Source organism: Ancylobacter radicis (assembly GCF_018449475.1).
In the GTDB taxonomy this organism is placed as follows: Bacteria; Pseudomonadota; Alphaproteobacteria; order Rhizobiales; family Xanthobacteraceae; genus Ancylobacter; species Ancylobacter radicis.
On the sequence record NZ_JAHCQH010000018.1, the window covers coordinates 125,278 to 144,904 of the forward strand.

General features: G+C 69.0%; 19 protein-coding genes. 16 read left to right on the forward strand and 3 right to left on the reverse strand.

The annotated features are described in order from the left end of the window. Positions 1–31: 31 nt before the first annotated feature. Positions 32–1,081 carry an NUDIX hydrolase gene (locus KIP89_RS14370; protein ID WP_213756183.1) on the reverse strand — a complete coding sequence of 350 codons (1,050 nt, stop codon included), beginning with the start codon at positions 1,079–1,081 and terminating at the stop codon, positions 32–34. Between the two features lie 104 nt (positions 1,082–1,185). Between KIP89_RS14370 and KIP89_RS14375 the strand changes: the two genes are divergently transcribed. Next, positions 1,186–2,019 carry an aldo/keto reductase gene (locus KIP89_RS14375; RefSeq protein ID WP_369807166.1) on the forward strand — a complete coding sequence of 278 codons (834 nt, stop codon included), beginning with the start codon at positions 1,186–1,188 and terminating at the stop codon, positions 2,017–2,019. Positions 2,020–2,047: 28 nt separating this feature from the next. On the opposite strand, the gene KIP89_RS14380 is transcribed toward KIP89_RS14375, so the two are convergent. After that, positions 2,048–2,965, reverse strand: coding sequence for a DMT family transporter (locus tag KIP89_RS14380; RefSeq protein WP_213756187.1), 918 nt, complete (start codon positions 2,963–2,965; stop codon positions 2,048–2,050). 131 nt (positions 2,966–3,096) lie between these two features. Here KIP89_RS14380 and KIP89_RS14385 point away from each other — a divergent pair, with 131 nt between their 5' ends. The 9 genes from KIP89_RS14385 (at position 3,097) to ade (ending at position 12,008) form a co-directional block, all read left to right on the forward strand. After that, complete coding sequence (locus KIP89_RS14385; protein ID WP_213756188.1) at positions 3,097–3,702, forward strand: TetR/AcrR family transcriptional regulator; 606 nt, start codon at positions 3,097–3,099, stop codon at positions 3,700–3,702. An 84-nt stretch (positions 3,703–3,786) separates the two neighbouring features. Continuing rightward, complete coding sequence (locus KIP89_RS14390; RefSeq protein ID WP_213756189.1) at positions 3,787–4,485, forward strand: energy-coupling factor ABC transporter ATP-binding protein; 699 nt, start codon at positions 3,787–3,789, stop codon at positions 4,483–4,485. After that, a complete protein-coding gene (locus tag KIP89_RS14395) occupies positions 4,482–5,093 on the forward strand; it encodes an energy-coupling factor transporter transmembrane component T family protein (RefSeq protein WP_213756190.1) in 612 nt (203 codons plus the stop codon). Before KIP89_RS14390 ends, KIP89_RS14395 begins: the two co-directional genes overlap by 4 nt. After that, positions 5,090–5,647: a biotin transporter BioY gene (locus tag KIP89_RS14400; protein WP_213756192.1), complete on the forward strand. Its 558-nt coding sequence runs from the start codon at positions 5,090–5,092 to the stop codon at positions 5,645–5,647. The genes KIP89_RS14395 and KIP89_RS14400 overlap by 4 nt, the downstream gene beginning before the upstream one ends. Further along, positions 5,647–7,062: an AMP-binding protein gene (locus tag KIP89_RS14405; protein ID WP_213756193.1), complete on the forward strand. Its 1,416-nt coding sequence runs from the start codon at positions 5,647–5,649 to the stop codon at positions 7,060–7,062. Before KIP89_RS14400 ends, KIP89_RS14405 begins: the two co-directional genes overlap by 1 nt. Next, positions 7,059–8,189 (forward strand): thiolase family protein, encoded by a 1,131-nt coding sequence (locus tag KIP89_RS14410; RefSeq protein ID WP_213756195.1) that lies wholly within the window; start codon positions 7,059–7,061, stop codon positions 8,187–8,189. Before KIP89_RS14405 ends, KIP89_RS14410 begins: the two co-directional genes overlap by 4 nt. 116 nt (positions 8,190–8,305) lie before the next feature. Beyond that, positions 8,306–9,091 carry a DeoR/GlpR family DNA-binding transcription regulator gene (locus KIP89_RS14415; RefSeq protein WP_213756197.1) on the forward strand — a complete coding sequence of 262 codons (786 nt, stop codon included), beginning with the start codon at positions 8,306–8,308 and terminating at the stop codon, positions 9,089–9,091. A gap of 242 nt (positions 9,092–9,333) precedes the next feature. Further along, entirely contained in the window at positions 9,334–10,296 is a 963-nt protein-coding gene (locus KIP89_RS14420) for an aldo/keto reductase (RefSeq protein ID WP_213756198.1), read from the forward strand. Beyond that, complete coding sequence (ade, locus tag KIP89_RS14425) at positions 10,296–12,008, forward strand: adenine deaminase (protein ID WP_213756200.1); 1,713 nt, start codon at positions 10,296–10,298, stop codon at positions 12,006–12,008. The genes KIP89_RS14420 and ade overlap by 1 nt, the downstream gene beginning before the upstream one ends. A 186-nt stretch (positions 12,009–12,194) precedes the next feature. On the opposite strand, the gene KIP89_RS14430 is transcribed toward ade, so the two are convergent. After that, a complete protein-coding gene (locus tag KIP89_RS14430) occupies positions 12,195–12,665 on the reverse strand; it encodes a hypothetical protein (protein ID WP_213756212.1) in 471 nt (156 codons plus the stop codon). Positions 12,666–13,055: 390 nt separating this feature from the next. Between KIP89_RS14430 and KIP89_RS14435 the strand changes: the two genes are divergently transcribed. The 6 genes from KIP89_RS14435 (at position 13,056) to KIP89_RS14460 (ending at position 19,586) form a co-directional block, all read left to right on the forward strand. Then, positions 13,056–13,820 carry a lysophospholipid acyltransferase family protein gene (locus KIP89_RS14435; protein WP_213756213.1) on the forward strand — a complete coding sequence of 255 codons (765 nt, stop codon included), beginning with the start codon at positions 13,056–13,058 and terminating at the stop codon, positions 13,818–13,820. Between the two features lie 20 nt (positions 13,821–13,840). After that, a complete protein-coding gene (locus tag KIP89_RS14440) occupies positions 13,841–15,097 on the forward strand; it encodes an NAD(P)/FAD-dependent oxidoreductase (protein WP_213756327.1) in 1,257 nt (418 codons plus the stop codon). A 115-nt stretch (positions 15,098–15,212) separates the two neighbouring features. After that, a complete protein-coding gene (locus KIP89_RS14445) occupies positions 15,213–16,124 on the forward strand; it encodes a LysR substrate-binding domain-containing protein (protein WP_213756215.1) in 912 nt (303 codons plus the stop codon). Positions 16,125–16,254: 130 nt separating this feature from the next. Beyond that, positions 16,255–17,430, forward strand: coding sequence for an ABC transporter substrate-binding protein (locus KIP89_RS14450; protein WP_213756216.1), 1,176 nt, complete (start codon positions 16,255–16,257; stop codon positions 17,428–17,430). Between the two features lie 171 nt (positions 17,431–17,601). Beyond that, a complete protein-coding gene (locus tag KIP89_RS14455) occupies positions 17,602–18,642 on the forward strand; it encodes an ABC transporter ATP-binding protein (protein ID WP_213756217.1) in 1,041 nt (346 codons plus the stop codon). Then, the gene (locus KIP89_RS14460) at positions 18,639–19,586 is read left to right on the forward strand and encodes an ABC transporter permease (protein WP_213756219.1); all 948 of its coding nucleotides are present in this window, start codon (positions 18,639–18,641) and stop codon (positions 19,584–19,586) included. The genes KIP89_RS14455 and KIP89_RS14460 overlap by 4 nt, the downstream gene beginning before the upstream one ends. The last annotated feature ends 41 nt before the right edge of the window (positions 19,587–19,627 follow it).

Genomic DNA, 19,627 nt, shown 5'->3' on the forward strand with positions numbered 1-19,627 from the left:
GGTGGTCGCCGTCGCTGCTTTCCCCGCGCGGCTATCCCCGCCGTCCATGCCCGCCGGGCAGGCGCACGCCGGGGGCGGGGCGCTCGATCAGCACCTCGCGGCGGAAGCGCACGAGGCGGGCCGGGCGCCCGCCGGTCTCCGCTGTGGTCTCGCCGGTTTCCTCGACGAGGCGCTGCTGCTCGATCAGCCGGCGGAAATTCTGCTTGTGCAGCCGCACGCCGGAGAGCGCCTCCACCGTGCGCTGGAGCTGGAGCAGGGTGAAGTTCGGCGGCATCAGCTCGAACACTACCGGGCGGTATTTGATCTTGCCGCGCAGCCGGCCGATGGCGAGGGCCAGCATGCGGCGGTGGTCCTCGCGCATCTCCACGCCCGAGGGGCCGGGGGCGGTGCGGTCGGAGCCGCGCTCGCGCAGCGCCTCGGCCACCAGCCCGGCCTCGTAGAGCAGTTCATAACGCTCCAGCACGCGCTCCTCGTTCCAGCCGGCCTCGCCCGTGATCGCCCCGCCGAAGCACAGCGTCACCCGCTCGGCCCGCATCTCCGCCATGCGCGGATTGGTGGCGGAGGCGGCCCAGGCGCGCAGCCCCGGTATCAGTGCGTCGAGCAGGGCCGGGCGCCCGTCGCGCCAGTCCTCCCAGGGGAAATAGCGGTACCAGCTTTCCCACGCGGCATCGGAATCGCCCGCCGGGCGGGCCTCGCGCACCAGAGCGAGATAGGCGAGCGAGAGCGCGCGCCGCCCGTCCTCGCCGCGATCGCGGTCGCCGAAGGTGTAGAGCTGCTCGACATAGCCGAGTTCCTGCAAGGTCTGCCGCTCGACCCAGGAGCGCAGGCCCATTTCCAGCGTGCGGTGGCCGCGTTCCAGCGGGCCTGAGGGAAGCCCGTCGCGCGGCCCGTCCCGCACCTCGTCCCGGCCATTGGCGTGGCGGATCGCCAGCACTTTGGGATCATCGCCGGTCGCCGCCACGATCACCGCCGACAGCCCGATGGCCAAACCAGGCTCAAGGGTGCCGGGCTCAAGGATGCCAGGCTCCAGCGCGCCGGGCGCGTCACGAGGCTCGGGGGAGGGGGCAGCGGGCGGCGTCATCGGGCTCCGGTCGCGGCGCGTTTTTGAAGGTGGCCAGTGATAGCATGCTTGCGCGCGCGGCGCGGCGATGGCAATGCGCGCATGGTCAAAGCGCGAGGTGGATGATGAAGAACGTGACCCTCCCCGGCGGCGAAAAGGTTCCGGCGCTCGGTATCGGCACCTGGATGATGGGCGAGCGCGCCAGCGCCCGCAAGGAGGAGGCCGAATCGGTGCGCCTCGGCATCGAGCTGGGCCTCACGCTGGTCGACACCGCCGAAATGTATGGCGAGGGTGCCTGCGAGAGCTTTCTCGGCGAAGCACTGGCCGGGCTGCGCGACAAGGTGTTTCTGGTCAGCAAGGTCTATCCGCACAATGCCAGCCGAACTGGGGTCATCGCCGCCTGCGAGCGCAGTCTCCGGCGGCTGAAGACCGACCGGCTCGACCTCTATCTCCTGCACTGGCGCGGCAGCGTGCCGCTGGAGGAGACCATCGCTGCCTTCGAGCACCTCAAGAGCCAGGGCAAGATCCGCCATTGGGGCGTGTCGAATTTCGACACGGACGACATGGAGGAGTTGCAGGAGACGCCGGGCGGGGAGGGCTGCGCGGTCAATCAGGTGCTCTACAACCTCACCCGCCGCGGCCCGGAATGGGATCTCCTGCCATGGCTGGAGAAGCACGACGTACCGCTCATGGCCTATAGCCCGATCGAGCAGGGGCGGATCAAGACCGCCGGCGTGCTGGCCGAACTCGCCGCCAAGCACAACGCCCGGCCGTTCCAGATCGCGCTCGCCTGGGTGCTGCGCAACCCGAACAACATCGTCATCCCCAAAGCCTCGCGGCCCGAGCACATGCGCGAGAATGCCGGCGCCCGCGACATCGCCCTCGATGGCGACGATCTTGCCGCGCTGGACAAGGCGTTCCCGCCGCCGAACCGCAAGCGGTCGCTGGAGATGCTGTGAACCTCGCCCAACTAGGCGCCCGGCCGGATCAGGGGATCGGGCAGGGCGCCGGGCGGCGCGACACATCGCTGATCAGGTAGAAGGCGACGGCGGCGATGACGAGGGCGCCGCCGACCAGCTGGGCCGCGCTGACGCTCTCGGCAAAGGCCAGCCAGACCCAGAGCGGGCTCAGTACCACGTCGATCAACATCATGAAGCCGGCCTCGCCGGAGCGGATATAGCGCCCGCCCATCAGGCTCAGCACATTGGCGAGCCCCGAGGTCAGCACGCCCAGCAGCGCGCAGACCAGCAGCCCGTGCGCCGAGGGCAGGCCGGCGGGCACCATCGGCAGGGCGACCAGCGCGGCGGCGAGCGCGGAGGCGAGGCTGACCAGCGTCAGGTCCAGCGCGGGATGCTTGCGCACCAGCACCAGCAGCCCGGCCCAGCTCAGCACCATCAGGAAGGTCATGCCGATACCCGCGAGGTCGCTCGGCGACATCGACGCCCCCGCCGTGATGACGATGCCGAGGCTGGCCAGCGCCGCCGCGCCGACAAAGCGCAGGCTCAGCGGCTCGCGCAGCGCCACGAAGGCCATGGCGGCGGCCACGAAAGGCAGCACCGCGCCCACCGTCATCACCGTCGCGACCGAGGTGAGCTGCAGCGCGGCGATATAGGTGACATTGCCGGCGACGCCGAGAAACACGGCGAGCATGCCGATCGGTGAGGCCAGCAGGCGAAGCGCGCCGATGCGGTTGCGGCTGGTGAGCAGCCAGAACGGCGCCAGCGCCACGGCGGCGAACAGCGACCGCCACAGCACGATCGACCAGGAATCCATCTCCGCCAGCCGGACGAAGAAGCCGGCCGTGCTCCACAGCACGGTGCCCGCCAGCACCAGGGCGAAGCCGCCCGAGCGGGTTTGCAGCAGGGCGGATACGGGCGAATGGGGCCGCGCTTGGACGTTCGACATGGCGGCCTCTGCCGGTTGCGGTTTGATCCTGAATAGGGCAAAGTAGACCAGTCGTCTAGAGCGTGGTTCGGCTGATTTGACACAATCTGATCGGTGAGCTGCCTCCAGGCTGGAAAAGGGAGCACGCGCCAATGTCCACCCGCGACAAGATCGTTGCCGCCGGGCGCCGGGCGATGCTGGAGCAGGGCTATGAGGGCACCGGCCTCGGCCCGCTTCTGGCCTCGATCGCCGTGCCCAAGGGCTCCTTTTACCATTTCTTCGCCAGCAAGGAGGCGTTCGCCGCCGCCGTGCTCGCCGCCTATGCCGGGCAGTATCGCACCCAGCGGCAGGCGCTGTTCGCGCAGGCCGATGTGAGCCCGCTCGCCCGCATCGAGCGCCATCTGCTCCAGCTTGAGCAGGACACGCTGGCCGAGGGGAATGTGGCGGGGTGTCTTTATGGCGTTCTCGCGCTGGCCGCGCCGGGTCTCGGGGGAGAGTTGCGGGGCAAGCTCAACGAGGTGTTCGCCTGCTGGGAGACCGATCTCGCCGCGCTCATTGAAGAGGCGCAGCAGGCCGGCGAGGTCGATGCTGGCCTCGATCCGCGCGAGGCGGCGGCGCATCTGATCGATTGCTATGAAGGCACGGTGATCCGCGCGCGTGCCGACGATCCCGCCGCGGCCTTCGCCCGTTTCCGCAAATTCGCGCTGGCCGCCCTCGGGGCGGGGGCCAAGGGGCCCACGGGGGCGCCGCTGTCCTGAGCCTCGCCTATCGACAGGACGGCGCTCCCCGCTCCATAAGCGGCGGCGATCGCCCGCCCCTTCCTTCTCCTTCGGACGCCGCCCGTGCCGAATGCCCCGCTCATCCGTCTCGACCACGTCACCCTCAGCCGCGGCGGGCGGGTGGTGCTGGACGATGTGTCGCTGGAATTGACCGAACGGCGGATCGGGCTGATCGGCACCAATGGTTCCGGCAAGAGCTCGCTGGTGCGCCTGCTCAACGGCTTGCTTACCCCGGACAGCGGCCGCGTCATCGTGCACGGCATCGACGCCGCCGAGGCCCCGGCCGAATTGCCGCGCACCGTCGGCTTCATTTTCCAGAACCCGGACCACCAGATCATCTTCCCGACGGTGGCCGAGGAAATCGCCTTCAGCCTCGAACAGGCCGGCCGCTCGCGGCGGGAGGCGCGCGAGGGGGCGGTGCCGGCGCTGGCCCGCTTCGGCCGGGAAGGCTGGGCCGAGCGCCCGGTCCATGCGCTGTCGGAGGGCGAGAAGCAGCTTCTGTGCATCATCGCCGTGCTGGTGATGGAGCCGGCGGTGATCGTGTTCGACGAGCCGTTTTCCAGCCTCGACCTGCCCACCCGCCGCCGGCTGGAGACGCTCATCGCCGCCCTGCCGCAACAGGTGCTGATGATCGCCCATGAGATGGACGCCTTCGCCGGTTACGACCGGCTGCTCTGGCTGCATGAGGGCCGCGTGCGCCTCGACGGCCCGCCGCAGGAGGTGCTCGCCGCCTACCGCGCCTTCGCCGAGGCGCTGGCGTGATCTCGCTCTATCTGCCCGAGCGCACCTGGCTGCACGCCATCCCCGCCGGCTGGAAGCTCGCCGCGCTGGCGCTGATCAGCCTCGTCATCTCCCCGATCGAGAGCCTGCCGGTGATGGGCGCGCTCATCCTCGCCGTGCTGGCGCTCTATGCCTCGCTTGGGTCCGCGGCGCTGCGCCAGCTTGCCCTGCTGCGGGCCATGTGGCCGCTCTTTGCCATCCTGCTCGCCTTCCATTGGTGGAATGGCGATCTCATCTTCGGCCTCGTCGTGCTGACGCGCCTCCTCGCTATGATCCTGCTGGCCAATGCCGTGACCATGACCACCCGCATGGACGCGATGATGGATGCGGTGGAGCCCATTCTGCGCCCGCTCGGCTGGGTCGGCCTGTCGCCGCGCGCGGTGGCGCTGATGGTGGCGATGATGATCCGCTTCATCCCGCTGCTTTTCGCGCTGTGGGAGGCGCTGAACGAGAGCTATCGTGCCCGCACCGGAAAACGCGGCGGCTGGCGTCTGCTCGCGCCGTTCTGTATCCAGACGCTGCGCCTGTCCCACCATACCGCCGAGGCGCTGGCCGCGCGTGGCGGCGCCCCGAGAGGAGACCGCCGATGAAGGATCGCTCGCTCGTCCAGATCGCCCTCTATGCCGCGATCTTCGCCGTGCTCGGCCTGCTGCCGAAATTCGACATCCCGCTGGCCGGCGGCGTGCCGATCACCGCGCAGAGCATGGGCGCGATGCTGGCGGGGGTGATGTTAGGGGCCTGGCGCGGGGCGGCGGCGATGGTGCTGATGCTGTTCGTGGTGGCGCTCGGCGCCCCCCTGCTGGCCGGCGGGCGCGGCGGGCTCGGCGTGTTCTTCACCCCCTCGATCGGCTTTATCGTCGGCTGGGTCGCGGTCGCCTTCGTGGCCGGAGCGATCATGCAGGCGCTGCGCAAGGCGCCGGTCTTCCCCGCCGCGCTGATCGCCTCGGTGGTCGGCGGCATCGTGGTGATGTACGCCTTCGGCATTGTCGGCATGGCGATGCGGACGCAGCTTTCCCTGCTCGACGCCACCAAGGCCTGCCTGATCTTCATCCCCGGCGACGCCATCAAGGCGGTGCTGACGGCGCTGGTCGCCCAGACCGTGGCGCGCGGCCTGCCGGAGGCGCTGCTCTCGCGCAACGCCTGATGGGAACGACCATCGGCGCGGCGCTGTCGGCCCTTGCCGCGCGCGCACCGGCGCGCGTCGCCCTCGTATGCGACGGCGACCAATGCACCCGCGCCGCCCTTGCCGCCCGTGTGGATAGCCTCGCCCGCTGGCTGGCCGCTCGCACTGGGCCGGGCGAAGGCGTCGCGCTCGCCATGGGCAATGATCCCGCGCTGGTCGAACTGTTCCTCGCCTGCGCGGTGAGCGGGCGGCAGGCCTTCGTCTATGATCCCGGCTGGCCCCCCGCCACCCGTGCCGTCCTTGAGGCCGCGCTGGCCCCGGCGCTGACGCTCGATGCCGCGCCGTCGCTCGATGGCATACCCGGCCCGCTCCCCGCGCCGCCCAACCCCGACACGCCCTTCTATGTCGGCTTCACCTCCGGCTCGACCGGTGTGCCGAAGGGCTATCGCCGCAGCCATCGCAGCTGGATCGACAGCTTCACCGTGAGCGAAGCCGAGTTCGGCCTCGGCCCGGACGATGTGGTGATGGCCCCCGGCGGGCTCGCCGCCTCGCTGCACCTCTATGGCGTGGTCCATGCGCTGCACAGCGGCGCGCGGGCGGTGATGATGCGCGCCTTTCACCCCCGCCGCGCGCTCCGCCTGATCGCCCGCGAGGGCGTGAGCGTGCTCTATCTCACCCCGACCCAGTTGCAGATGCTGGTGGAGGCCGGGGCGGACGCGACCTGCCCCAGCGTGCGCCTCCTGCTGATCTCCGGCGCCAAATGGCGGCCGGAGACCCGCGCGGGGGTGCAGCGCCTGTTCCCCAACGCCGCCATCGGCGAGTTCTACGGCGCGTCGGAACTCTCCTTCGTCACCATCGCCCACCCGGACGAGACCGTGCCGCCCGGCTCGGTCGGCCGCGCCGCCCATGGCGTCACCCTCTCCATCCGCGACGCGCAGGGGCAGGAACTGCCGGTCGGCGAGGCCGGCGCGATCTGGGTCGGCTCGACCATGCTGTTCGACGGTTATGCCTGCGGCGGCAGCGAGGATCTCGGCCGCACCGAGGGTTTCATGAGCGTCGGTGACCATGGCCGTCTCGACGCGGCCGGCTTCCTCTATCTGCATGGCCGCGAGAAGCGCATGCTGGTCACCGCCGGGCTGAACGTCTACCCGGAAGAGGTCGAGGCCGTGCTCACGCGCCTGCCCGGCATTGAGGAGGCGGCGGTGTTCGGCCTGCCCGATGATCTGCGCGGCGTCGAACTCGTCGCCGTGCTGCGCGGGACTTTCGCCGCCGCAGGGCCGGACGCGCCGGCGCTGCGTGCCGCCTGCCGCGCCTTTCTCCCCGCCGCGAAGATCCCCCGCCGCTTTCTCGCGCTTGCCGACTGGCCGCGCACCTCCGGCGGCAAAGCGGATTTGCGGGCGCTGGAGGCGATGGCGCGCGAGAGGTTGGGCCGATGAACGCCGCCCACCTCGTCGCCGCCCGTCGCACGGCGGTGGCGCCCCGGCGCGGCGCCTTCAACGCGGTGGAGGCGCATGACCTTGCCGCCCCGGTGCTGCGCACGTGCCTCTCCGATGCCGGCATCCCGCCCGAGGCGGTCGGCCATGTCATCCTCGGCAATGCGCTGTCCGGCGGCGGCAATGTCGCGCGTCTCGCCGCGCTGGCGGCGGGCATCCCCGCCCGCGTGCCGGCGCTCACCATGGACACGCAATGCTGCTCCGGGCTCGACGCCATCGCACTCGGCGCACGGCTCGTCGCGAGCGGCGCGGTGGAGATCGTGCTGGCCGGCGGGGTGGAAAGCTGGAGCCGCGCTCCCTTGCGCGCCCGCCGCCCGCGCTCGCCTGAGGACGCGCCGGCCTTTTACGACCGCCCGGCCTTCAGCCCCTTCCCGGACCGCGACCCGGACATGCTTGAGGCGATGGCGGCGCTCGCCGTCGAGCGCGGCTTTACCCGCGCCGCCCAGCACAATGTCGCGGTGGACAGCCACGCCAAGGCGCGAGCCGCGCGTGAGCGGATGGCGGCTGAGATCGTGCCGGTCGCCGGGCTCGCTCACGACGCCTTCACCCGCGATCTCACCCACCGCCTCGCCGCCCGCGCCCCGCTCGTCGCCGGGGAGGGGGCGTGCGCGCTCGACGCCACCACCGTCGCGGTGGAGGCGGATGCCGCCGCCTGCGTGCTGATCGTCTCCGGCGCTGTGAAAGAACGCCTTGGCCTGCCCTCCTGCATCGTCACGGCGGCCGCCTCAGTGGGAGGGGAGCCCGAGCGGCCTTATGATGCGCTGGTGCCGGCGGTGCGGGCGGTTCTGGATCAAACGGGTCTCGCTCTCGACGCGCTGGCCGTCATCGAACTGATGGAAGCCTCCGCCCCGCAGCTTCTGGAGAATCGGCGCCATCTGCCGCTGGCGGACGACCGGCTGAACCGCGGCGGTGGGGCGCTGGCGCGCGGCCATCCGGTCGGCGCGTCCGGCGCCATCCTTGGCGTGCGGCTGTTCCAGGAGCTGATGGACATGTCCGGCGGCGCGCGCGGCCTTGCCGCCATTGCCGCCGCCGGGGGGCTGGGCAGCGCACTTATGCTGCAACGCAGCTAAGCCTTTGTTTGCGTGCCGCCTCCGGTTGTGCAGGATTGCTGACTGGAATCATTCTCTCGGACGTCTCGCCGGCGCGGGGGCAAGAACGGACCAACCGGAATGACGGACCAACCGGCATGAACGTGATCTCATCCCGCCAGCAGGACATCCTCATGCTGGCGCGGGCGCAGGGGCGCGTCAGCGTGGAGGATCTGGCGGGGCGTTTCGACGTCTCCCCGCAGACCATCCGCAAGGATCTCAACGATCTCTGCGTGCGCCGGCTGATGTCGCGCGTGCATGGCGGCGCCGTGGTCGCCTCGGGCGTGGAGAACCTCGCCTATGAGGCCCGCCGCGCCATGGCGCAGGGCGCCAAGCGCGCCATCGCCGAGGCCGCCGCCGACATGGTGCCGAACCGCGCCTCGCTGTTCATCAATATCGGCACCACGACGGAAGAGGTGGCCCGCGCGCTGGGCGACCATGAGGACCTCCTGGTCATCACCAACAACCTCAATGTCGCGACGCTGCTCTACCGCCACCCGAAGATCGAGCTGATCATGGCCGGCGGCCCGGTGCGCCATGCCGATGGCGCGGTGATCGGCTCGGCGGCGGTGGATTTCGTCCGCCAGTTCCGCGTCGACTATGCGGTGATCGGCGCCTCCGCCATCGAGGAAGACGGCACGCTGCTGGATTTCGACTATCGCGAGGTGCAGGTCGCCCGCGCCATCATCGACAATGCGCGCCAGGTCATTCTGGTGGCCGACCGCTCCAAGCTGGAGCGCACCGCCCCCGTGCGCATCGGGGCCATGGCGGAGATCGACACCTTCGTCACCGACGTCGTCTCCTCCCCCTCGCTGCGCGACGTCTGCGCCCGCGACGCGGTGGAACTGATCGAGGTCGGCTCGCGCGACGAGGACGCGTTCTAGGGGGCGGAGGCTCGTCCATCGTCATCCCCGTCCCCGGACTTGATCCGGGGATCACCCCGGGGATCCACGACTTTCTTGCTGCCCGAACCCGGCCAAGTCGTGGATGGCCGGATCAAGTCCGGCCATGACGGCGCTCCCGGTATCCACGCGTCGGACCACCCCGCCGAAGTTACAACACAGGGGTGGTTAGCGCCCGGCGCGTCATGGCCTACACTCCGCGCCCCATCTGCCGGAGGATCGACATGGAACTGCGCCGCCTTGGCCGCTCCGACATTCTTGTCCCGCCGCTGTGCTTCGGCGGCAATGTGTTCGGCTGGACCGCCGACGAAGCGACCTCGTTCCGCCTGCTCGACGGGCTGGTCGAGGCCGGCTTCACCTTCATCGACACGGCGGATGTCTATTCGCGCTGGGCTCCCGGCAATCAGGGCGGCGAATCCGAGGCGATCATCGGCCGCTGGATGAAGGCGCGCGGCAATCGCGACAAGCTCATCATCGCCACCAAGGTGGGCTCCGATATGGGCCTCGGCCGGGTCAGCCTTGCCCCCGACTATATCCGAAGCGCGGTGGAGGCCTCGCTCACGCGGCTGCAGACCGACCGCATCGACCTCTACCAGTCGCATTGGGACGACCCGGACACCCCGTTCGAGGAGGTGCTCGGCGCCTATGACGAGCTGATCCGCGCCGGCAAGGTGCGGCTCATCGGCGCTTCCAACCTCACCCCCGCCCGGCTGTTCGAGGCGCTGGCGGTGGCGGCGCGCGAGAAGCTGCCGCGCTACGAGACGCTCCAGCCGGAATATAACCTCTGCGAGCGCGCCGGCTTCGAAGCCGAGCTGGAACCGCTGTGCCGCGGCAATGGGCTCGGCGTCATCACCTATTTCTCGCTCGCCGCCGGCTTCCTGACCGGCAAGTACCGCAGCGCGGCGGATGCGGGCAAAAGCCCGCGTGGGGAAGAGGTGGTCGGCAAATATCTCAACCCGCGCGGCCTCGCCATCCTCGCCGCGCTTGATCAGGTCTCGGCCGCCCATGAGGCGAGCCCGGCGCAGGTGGCGCTCGCCTGGGTGATGGCACGCCCGAGCGTCACCGCCGCCATCGCCAGCGCCTCGAAGCCCGAACAGCTCGGCGATCTCCTCGCCGCCGCCCATCTCACCCTCTCGGGCAGCGAGATCGCCGCGCTCGACGCCGCGAGCCGCTGGAAGGACGCCTGATGACCAAGCTTTCCCCCGCCGAGATCGGCCGTTTCATCGATGCCGGGCGCGGCGTGGCGCCGGCGGACCTCGTCATCAAAAACGTCCAGCTGCTCGACGTCATCACCGGCGCCATCACGCAGACCGACATCGCCATCGTCGGCAACCGCATCGTCGGCACCTATGACCGCTATGACGGCGCGCGCGAGATCGACGGCACCGGCCTGTTCGCCGTGCCGGGCTTCATCGACACCCATCTGCATGTCGAATCCTCGCTGGTCACCCCGCTGGAATTCGACCGCTGCGTGCTGCCGCATGGCGTCACCACGGCGATCTGCGACCCGCACGAGATCGCCAATGTGCTGGGTGCGGAGGGCATCCGCTATTTCCAGCGTTGCGCCGAGCAGACCATCATGGATCTGCGGGTGCAGCTCTCCTCCTGCGTGCCGGCCACCGCCTTCGAGACCTCGGGCGCCGAACTCGACGCGGGCGACCTCATCGCCCTCACCGGCCACGCCTCGGGCATCGGCCTTGCCGAGTTCATGAATTTCCCCGGCGTACTGTTCAAGGAGGCCGGCTGCCTCGCCAAGCTCTCCGCCTTCTCCGACGGGCGGATCGACGGCCATGCCCCGCTGCTGGGCGGGCGCGACCTCAATGGCTACATCGCCGCCGGCATCCGCACCGAGCATGAGGCGACCGCGCTGGCGGAAGCCCGCGAGAAGCTGATGAAGGGCATGACGGTGCTGATCCGCGAGGGCTCCGTCTCCAAGGACCTGCACGCGCTGATCCCGCTGATCACGGCCGATACCTCCGCCTTCCTCGCCTTCTGCACCGATGACCGCAACCCGCTCGACATCGCCGAGGAAGGCCATCTCGACTACATGATCCGCACCGCCATCGCGCGCGGCGCGCCGCTGCACCATGTCTACCGGGTGGCGAGCTGGTCGGCGGCCAACGCCTTCGGCCTCACCGATCGCGGCCTCATCGCGCCGGGCCGGCGCGCCGACATCGTGCTGCTGGACGATCTGGAAGCCTGCTCGGTGCGTCAGGTCATCTCGGCCGGCCGGCTGGTCACGGATGAGTTATTCGCCACCCGCGCCGGCGTCGAGCCGGTCGGGCTCGAATCGATGAAGGCGGAGGCGGTGAGCGCGGATGATTTCCGCATTCCTGCCACCGCGCCGGCGACGCGGGTGATGGGCGTGGTGCCCGGCCGCATCATCACCGAGGACCTGACCTTCGACCTGCCGGTGATCGACGGCGAAAAGCGGGTCGATCTCGACAAGGATGCGGTCAAGGTCTGCGTCGTCGCCCGCCACGGCAAGAACGACAATATTGGCCGCGGCTTCGTGCATGGCTTCGGCATGAAGCGCGGCGCCATAGCCTCCTCGGTCGGCCATGACAGCCACAATATCTGCGTCGTCGGCGCCGACGAGGCGGACATGGCGGCAGCGGTCAACCGGCTGATCGCCATCAAGGGCGGCTTCGTGGTGGCCGAGGGCGGGCAGGTCACCGCCGAACTGGCGCTTCCCGTCGCCGGCCTCATGTCCGCCGGCTCTTTCGAGGAGGTGCATGACAGCCTCATCCCGCTGCGCGCCGCCGCCAAGGCCCTCGGCGTCGTGCTGGCCGAGCCGTTCCTGCAGGTCGCCTTCCTGCCGCTGCCGGTGATCCCGCACCTGAAGATTACCGATCACGGCATGTTCGACGTCGACGCCTTCGCGCCCGTGGAGGGGTAGGGGCGAGGGGACTGCAATGTGGTGGACGCGTGACGCATCAATGGAAGGCGAGCCCCCTTAGGGTCGTCATGGCCGGACTTGATCCGGCCATCCACGCCTTCCCCACCGCTGCACCCGGCCAAAGTCGTGGATCCCCGGGTCAAGTCCGGGGATGACGGCGTGAGGACGACGGCGGGCGTGACGAGCTCACTTGCATGACAATGTGCCGGCCGTTGCGATCTCCGGTGCGGAAACGCGCGTCCAGGTGCCGGCTGTCTTGCGCCATTCTTCCTTCCGCTCGAAAATCTGTGAACCAAGCTTTGCCGAGATCAGGATGTTGATTTCCGACCCCGCCTTGACTTGCGGGTAAAAGCTTGTCGCCTCCTTACCAAAGGAAAAGCTGGTATCGCCTTTCAACGTGCCTGAGGTCGGCTCGCACAGTTTGATGTTGAAAGAGCCGGGCACATTCGTCGCCTGCTTTTCCAGATAGACCATCTGGCTGGCGCCCATATCGAGTACTTGCCCGACATATAAACGCTCATCCTGCTCAAGAACGGGCTCTTGTGCCAGTCGCTCCGCAATACGAGACAGATCGGCCGAAAGGTCAGCCGGCTGAATAAAGGCGTAATAGCTGATCAGCGTCCCGCCCACCGTCGCGATGAAGCCGATAATAGCCATCGTCCGTTCTATGAATGCCCACATCCCAGATAACCCCCGTCCGCCCCATTCAATTTAGGCGAATGCTTTTCAGGTGTCGAGATTGCTGGCCTCTTATCTGAGGCAGCGAGAGAAACTGGCCCACTATGACAATTTTAGAGGCCACGACTTACTTGCCACTGCGGCCTGGTCACTCCTACGCCGTCAGGACCGGGCTTGACCCGCTCCTCCACGCCTTTGGTCCATCGCTGGGAAGTCGTGGATCCCCGGATCAAGTCCGGGGATGACGGGGGGGGGGATGGTTGGTCGCGGCCGGCTGGCCCCCTGACGGTTTTCAGGGTGCCGCCCCCCGGCGCGATCTGCTAGACCCTTCGCCCGACCCTCGACCCTTCGCCGAGACCCGCGCCCGCCATGCCCCGCCTGCGCTCCGCTGTCTTTCTTGTCCTGCTGGTGCTGTGGACGGTTCTGCTCGCGCCGAGCATTCCCTATTACAAGCTGCGCAATGAGCCGGCGCGCACGCGGGGCTTCTCGCGCTTCTGGGCGCGCGGGGTGCTCGCCATATTGCGCCTCGTCGGCGTTTCCTACCGCACCATTGGCGAGAGCAACCGCCCGAGCGGGCCGGCGCTCTATGTCGCCAACCATCAGTCGACCTTCGAGACCATTGCCATCGCCGTGCTGGTGCCCGATGTCGCCATCGTGCTGAAGGAAGAACTCTACCGCATCCCGGTCTTCGGCTGGTTCCTGAAGCATTCGCCGATGATCGCCATCGACCGGGCCGGCGGCGGGGCGGCGATGAAGAAGATGTTCCGCGAGGGCCGCGCGGCGGCCGGCGAGGGGCGCAGCCTGCTGATTTTCCCTGAGGGCACGCGCCAGAAGGTGGATGCGCGCGGCGAGTTCCAGCGCGGCGTGGTGCTGCTCTACAAGGCGCTCGGCCTGCCCGTGGTGCCGATGGTGCACAATGCCGGGCTGTTCTGGCTGGCGCGCAGCTTCCAGATCAGGCCGGGGACGATCACCGTCTCCTTCCTGCCGCCGATTCCCCCCGGCCTGCCCGAGGCGGCGTTCATGGAACGGCTGCATGCCGGCATTTACGACGAGCGCGACCGGCTGGTGGCGCAGGTGATAGGCGAGACGACAGACCAGACGACAGGCGCCCCCGGCGCCGGGAGTGACGCATGAGCGAGCAGGCGGGCAGGCCGATGGACGAGCCGATGGACGAGAACGCGGCCATCGTCATTCTTGGTGCCGGGCAGGGCGGCTTTCAGGCCGCCGCCTCGCTGCGCGAAGCCGGTCATGCCGGGCCGATCACGCTGATCGGCGACGAGCCGGGCCTGCCCTATCAGCGCCCGCCACTGTCCAAGGCCTATATGAAGGGCGATGCGGGAATCGAGCAGATCGAGCTGCGCGCCGCCGCCTTCTATGCCGACCACGCCATCACGCTGGTCGAGGGACGGGCCGTGGCCATCGAGCGGGAGGCGCGGCGCGTGCGGATGGAGGACGGATCGGTCCATTCCTACGCCCATCTCATCCTCGCCACCGGCGCCCGCAACCGCCCGCTGCCGGTGCCCGGCCGGGAGCTTTCCGGCGTCTATTACCTGCGCACCCGCGCCGATGCCGATGTGCTGAAGGCCAGGCTCCCCGCCGCCCGCCATGTGGTGGTGATCGGCGCCGGCTTTATCGGGCTGGAATTCGCCGCCGTGGCCCGCGCCCTCGGCCATGAGGTGCTGGTGCTGGAAGCGGCCGCCCGCCCGCTCGCCCGCGCCGTCTCGACGCAGATGTCGGCTTTCTTCGCGGACGAACATCGCGCCATGGGCGTCGATCTGCGCTGCGGCGCCGGCGTGGTCGGGCTGGTGGGCGAGGGCGGCCACGTCACCGGGGTTTCGGCGACGGACGGCACCATCCACCCGGCCGATTTCGTGCTGGTCGGCATCGGCGTCGCGCCCAATGTCGAGCTGGCCGCGGAGGCCGGGCTGGAGGTGAGCAACGGCATCGTGGTGGACGCGCATCTGGCGACCCTCGATCCCGCCATTTCCGCGCTGGGCGACGCGGTGGCCTATCCCAGCGTGCATGCCGGCATGATGGCGCGGCTGGAATCGGTGCAGAACGCGGTCGATCAGGCGCGTTCGATCGCCGCCCGGCTGACCGGCAAGGTCGGGCCGGCCGGGGAGCCGCTGCCCTATACCGCCGTGCCGTGGTTCTGGAGCGATCAGGCCGATCTCAAATTGCAGATCGTCGGCATCGCCGGGCCGACCGACCTCGCCGTGCTGCGCGGCGACCCGGCCTCGCGCCGCTTCTCGGTGTTCCGCTTCCATGAGCGCCGGCTGACCGCCATCGAGAGCGTCAACCGGCCGGCCGACCACATGCTCGGCCGCCGCCTGCTCGCCGGCACGCCGCGCCTCACCCCGGAGGAAGCGGGCGATGAGAGCTTCGATCTGAAAAGCCTGCTGGCGAAGTAGGACGCGCCCGGACGCCTTGGACTGATTACCCTGATCGTCCACCTGACTGCACTGACTGGCCACGCCTGAGCCGCGCTGATACCATCGGAAAACACCCCGTCGCGCGGAATTTCCGATGGCCTTCTCGCTGCGCCAGCTGCAATATTTCATCGCCGTGGCGGAGAAGGGCTCGGTGTCCTCCGCCGCCCATACCCTGTCCATCTCGCAATCGACGATGACCGAGGCGCTGCGCGAGCTGGAGCTGGACCTCGGCTTCAAGCTGCTGGAGCGCCACGCCCGCGGCGCCGCCCTCACCCTGAAGGGCCACCAGTTCCTGCGCCATGCGCGCAAGATTCTCGGCGATGTCGCCGATGCCCGCCGCGCGCTGGCCGGGGCCGAGGCGACGGCGTTGACGGGGAGGCTGTCCATCGGCGTCACCCCGCTGGTCGCCGGCTATATCTATCCCGATCTGATCGCCCGCTTCCGCCGCGCCTTTGCCGGCGTCACCGTCGAGGCGGTGGAGGATGCGGGCGATTATCTCGAACATCTGCTGATCGGTGGCGAGCTGGATGTCGCGGTGATGGTGCTGCCACAGGAGCGCCGCTCGCCCGCCCTGCAGACGGAAACCGTTGAAATATCACCCTATCGTCTATGGACGCCGCTCGGCCACCGGGCGCTGGCGCAGGAGCGGGTGAGCCTGCGCGATCTCTCCGGCGAGCCGCATGTGCTGCTCACCATCGACGAGATCGCCGAGGCCTCCGAGGTGGTGTGGCGCCGCCTCGGCATCCGCCCGCCGGTCGCCTTCCGCACCCGTTCGGTCGAGGCGGTGCGCTCGCTGGTGGCGACCGGGGCGGGCGTTGCCGTGCTGCCGGACCTCACCTACCGGCCATGGTCGCTGGAAGGCGACAAGATCGAGGCCCGCGCGCTGATCGACGAGGTGCCGGCGGTCGAGGTGGCGACCGCCTGGCGGCGCGGCTCCCCGCTCTCGGCCGCCGCCGCCGGCTTCGTCGCGCTGGCGGCGACCCGGCACGCCGGGCGGGGGCGCTGAATTGCCTAGAGGCTAGGCATCGGTTTTTCCGATGCCACTCTTCTGATCTTTGCTGTGGTGCGGGCGATGACGTGGCGGCACACTCTCCTCAAAGGGCGACAAACGCCCGCAGACCAGAGGAACCACGATCATGCCGAGTTCGCATATCACCCGTTTTCTGTCTGTGCCGGCGCTTGCCGCCTGCGCCTCTTTCACCTTCCAACCTCTTGTTGCCGCTGAGCTTTCGGCGATCGGTTCCGGCGAGGGGCAGGTCGATATCGTCGCCTGGCCGGGCTATATCGAGCGCGGCGAGACCGACAAGGCCTATGACTGGGTCAGCGATTTCGAGAAGAAATCCGGCTGCAAGGTCAATGTGAAGACCGCCGGCACCTCGGACGAGATGGTCGCGCTGATGAACGAGGGCGGCTTCGATCTCGTCACCGCCTCCGGCGACGCCTCCCTCCGCCTCATCGCCGGCAAGAAGGTCGCCCCCATCAACACCAAGCTCATCCCGAGCTGGGGCACGGTCGACACCCGCCTGCAGGACGCGCCCTGGCACATGGTCAATGGCGTGCATTACGGCGTGCCCTATCAGTGGGGCTCCAACGTCTTGATGTACAACACGGAAACCTTCAAGGGGCAGGCGCCGAAAAGCTGGAGCGTGGTGTTCGAGGAGCAGACCCTGCCGGACGGCAAGTCCAACAAGGGCCGCATCCAGGCCTTTGACGGGCCGATCTACATCGCCGACGCCGCGCTCTATCTGATGGCGCACAAGCCCGAGCTCGGCATCAAGGACCCCTATGAGCTGACCGAGGAGCAGTACAAGGCGGCGCTCGATCTGCTGCGCGCCCAGCGCAAGATCGTGCAGCGCTACTGGCACGACGCGATGATCCAGATCGACGACTTCACCAATGAGGGCGTCGTCGCCTCCTCCTCCTGGCCGTTCCAGGTCAACCTGTTGCAGGGCCAGAAGAAACCCATCGCCTCCACCATCCCGCAGGAGGGCGCGACCGGCTGGGCCGACACCACCATGATGCATGTCGACGCCGCCCACCCGAACTGCGCCTATATGTGGATGGAGCACTCCATCAGCCCGAAGGTGCAGGGCGATCTCGCCGCCTGGTTCGGCTCGGTGCCCGCCGTCCCCGCCGCCTGCAAGGGCAATGAACTGCTGGGCGCGGAAGGCTGCGCGACCAACGGCATGGGCGATTTCGAGAAGATCCGCTTCTGGCGCACCCCGGTCGCCAAATGCGCCACCCAGCCCGCCGGTTGCGTGCCCTATTACCGCTGGGTCTCCGACTACATCGCCGTGCTCGGCGGGCGCTGACGTCGCAGTTAATCGCAACGCCGTCCTCTGTCGCGACGTCATCCTGAGGTGCCCGGGCGCAAGCCCGGGCCTCGAAGGATGCCGTTGAGGCTGTCCCACCGGACATCCTTCGAGGCTCGCTTCGCTCGCACCTCAGAATGACGTGGTGCGCGCTGTCACGGAATAGTTTTCATGCATGTCCATACACTTAGCGCAGCCACGCCCGCCGTCCGCTTTGCCGGAGTGACCCGGCATTTCGGCGCGGTGCGGGCGGTCGACGGGGTGGACCTTGCCATCGCGCCGGGCGAGTTTTTCGCCATGCTCGGCCCTTCCGGCTCGGGCAAGACGACGTGCCTGCGCCTGATCGCCGGTTTCGAGCAGCCCGATGCCGGGCATATCGAGATTTTCGGCGAGGCGGTGGAGGGGCTCCCGCCCTATCGCCGGCCGGTCAACACGGTGTTTCAGGACTATGCGCTGTTTCCCCATCTCAGCGTCGGCGACAATGTCGCCTATGGGCTGAAGGTGCGCGGTATCGGCCGGGCCGAGAGGGATCGGCTGGCCCGCGAGGCGCTCGCCCTCGTCAAGCTTTCGGGCATGGAAGCGCGGCGCCCGGCGCAGCTTTCCGGCGGCCAGCGCCAGCGAGTGGCGCTCGCCCGCGCGCTGGTGGTGCGGCCCAAAGTGCTGCTGCTGGACGAGCCGCTGGGCGCCCTCGATCTCAAGCTGCGCGAGGAAATGCAGAGCGAACTCAAGAGCTTGCAGCGCGCGCTCGGCCTCTCCTTCGTCTTCGTCACGCATGACCAGAGCGAGGCGCTGTCGATGGCGGACCGCGTTGCCGTGTTCAATGAGGGCCGCATCGTGCAGGTCGGCCCGCCCGAGGATGTCTATGAGCGCCCGGCCACCCGCTTTGTGGCCGGCTTTGTCGGCTCGGCCAATGTGCTGGGGGCCGCGCAGGCGGCGGCGCTCGGCGGCGAGGAGGTGCCGTCCAGCCTGCGGCCGGAGAAGATTATCCTTCTGGGCCATGGTCTTGCCGAACCGGCGGAGGCCGCGCGGCTGGAGGCCCGCGTCGTCGAGGTGTCCTATCAGGGCGCCGTCCGCCGTGTCGCGCTGCTCACCCCCGCCGGCCTGTCGCTTACCGCCCTTGTCCCGGCCTCTGCGCCCGGCGCGATGGTGGGCGGCACGGTGCAACTCGCCATTCCGCGCGGCGCTCTCCAGCCGATGGAGGGCGAGCGTTGAGCCTTGCCACCTTTGACCTGCCGGCCCCGCGCGACGGGGCGCTGCGCCGGCTCTCCGACCGGCTGGTGCGCCGCGCCCGGTTGCTCACGCTGGTGCTGCTGGTGCCGCCGCTGCTGTGGCTGGGGCTGATCTATCTCGGCAGCTTGTTCGTCTTCCTCGGCCAGTCGATTTTCTCGATCGACGAATTCTCGGGCACCATCGTGCGCGAGCCGACCATTACGACGCTGCTGGAGCTGTTCCGCCCCGCCAATTACGACATCGTGCTGCGCACCGTGGGAATTTCCGCTGTGGTGACAGTGCTTTGCGTGGTGATCGCGTTTCCCGTCGCCTATTACGCCGCGCGCTATGCCGGCCCGCGCGCCAAGGCGGCGTTCTATCTCGCGGTGATGATGCCGCTGTGGTCGAGCTATCTGGTCAAGGTCTATGGCTGGAAGCTGCTGCTGGCCAAGGAGGGCGCCATCGGCTGGTTCGCCGGGCGCCTCGGTCTCGGCGGCGCGCTGGAGGCCTGGCTGGCGCTGCCGGTGGTCGGCGGGCCGTCGCTCTCGGTCAGCTATACCGGCATGGTGCTGGTCTTCACCTATCTCTGGCTGCCCTTCATGATCCTGCCCGTTCAGGCGGCGCTGGAGCGCGTGCCGAAAAGCCTGATCGAGGCGGCGGGCGATCTCGGCGCTTCGCCCGCCACGCTGTTCCGCACGGTGATCCTGCCGCTCGCCATGCCCGGCGTGGTGGCGGGCGCCATCTTCACCTTCTCGCTGACGCTGGGCGACTACATCGTGCCGCAGATCATCGGCACCTCGGCGCTGGTGCTCGGGCAGGCGGTCTACATGCAGCAGGGCACGGCCGGAAACATCCCGCTCGCCGCCGCCTTCTCGCTGGTGCCGATCCTCGTCATGGCGCTGTTCCTGACGCTGGCCAAGCGCACGGGGGCGTTCGATGCGCTGTGAAATCAAGGGGCTAGGCCGAAAAATTCCGGCTCGGTTCCCCT

Bases quoted from the DNA above. Each gene is read 5' to 3' on its own strand.
- KIP89_RS14370 (WP_213756183.1), bottom strand. From the start codon at position 1,081: ATGACGCCGCCCGCTGCCCCCTCCCCCGAGCCTCGTGACGCGCCCGGC.
- KIP89_RS14375 (WP_369807166.1), top strand. From the start codon at position 1,186: ATGAAGAACGTGACCCTCCCCGGCGGCGAAAAGGTTCCGGCGCTCGGT.
- KIP89_RS14380 (WP_213756187.1), bottom strand. From the start codon at position 2,965: ATGTCGAACGTCCAAGCGCGGCCCCATTCGCCCGTATCCGCCCTGCTG.
- KIP89_RS14385 (WP_213756188.1), top strand. From the start codon at position 3,097: ATGTCCACCCGCGACAAGATCGTTGCCGCCGGGCGCCGGGCGATGCTG.
- KIP89_RS14400 (WP_213756192.1), top strand. From the start codon at position 5,090: ATGAAGGATCGCTCGCTCGTCCAGATCGCCCTCTATGCCGCGATCTTC.
- KIP89_RS14405 (WP_213756193.1), top strand. From the start codon at position 5,647: ATGGGAACGACCATCGGCGCGGCGCTGTCGGCCCTTGCCGCGCGCGCA.
- KIP89_RS14410 (WP_213756195.1), top strand. From the start codon at position 7,059: ATGAACGCCGCCCACCTCGTCGCCGCCCGTCGCACGGCGGTGGCGCCC.
- KIP89_RS14415 (WP_213756197.1), top strand. From the start codon at position 8,306: ATGAACGTGATCTCATCCCGCCAGCAGGACATCCTCATGCTGGCGCGG.
- KIP89_RS14420 (WP_213756198.1), top strand. From the start codon at position 9,334: ATGGAACTGCGCCGCCTTGGCCGCTCCGACATTCTTGTCCCGCCGCTG.
- ade (WP_213756200.1), top strand. From the start codon at position 10,296: ATGACCAAGCTTTCCCCCGCCGAGATCGGCCGTTTCATCGATGCCGGG.
- KIP89_RS14430 (WP_213756212.1), bottom strand. From the start codon at position 12,665: ATGGCTATTATCGGCTTCATCGCGACGGTGGGCGGGACGCTGATCAGC.
- KIP89_RS14435 (WP_213756213.1), top strand. From the start codon at position 13,056: ATGCCCCGCCTGCGCTCCGCTGTCTTTCTTGTCCTGCTGGTGCTGTGG.
- KIP89_RS14440 (WP_213756327.1), top strand. From the start codon at position 13,841: ATGGACGAGCCGATGGACGAGAACGCGGCCATCGTCATTCTTGGTGCC.
- KIP89_RS14445 (WP_213756215.1), top strand. From the start codon at position 15,213: ATGGCCTTCTCGCTGCGCCAGCTGCAATATTTCATCGCCGTGGCGGAG.
- KIP89_RS14450 (WP_213756216.1), top strand. From the start codon at position 16,255: ATGCCGAGTTCGCATATCACCCGTTTTCTGTCTGTGCCGGCGCTTGCC.
- KIP89_RS14455 (WP_213756217.1), top strand. From the start codon at position 17,602: ATGCATGTCCATACACTTAGCGCAGCCACGCCCGCCGTCCGCTTTGCC.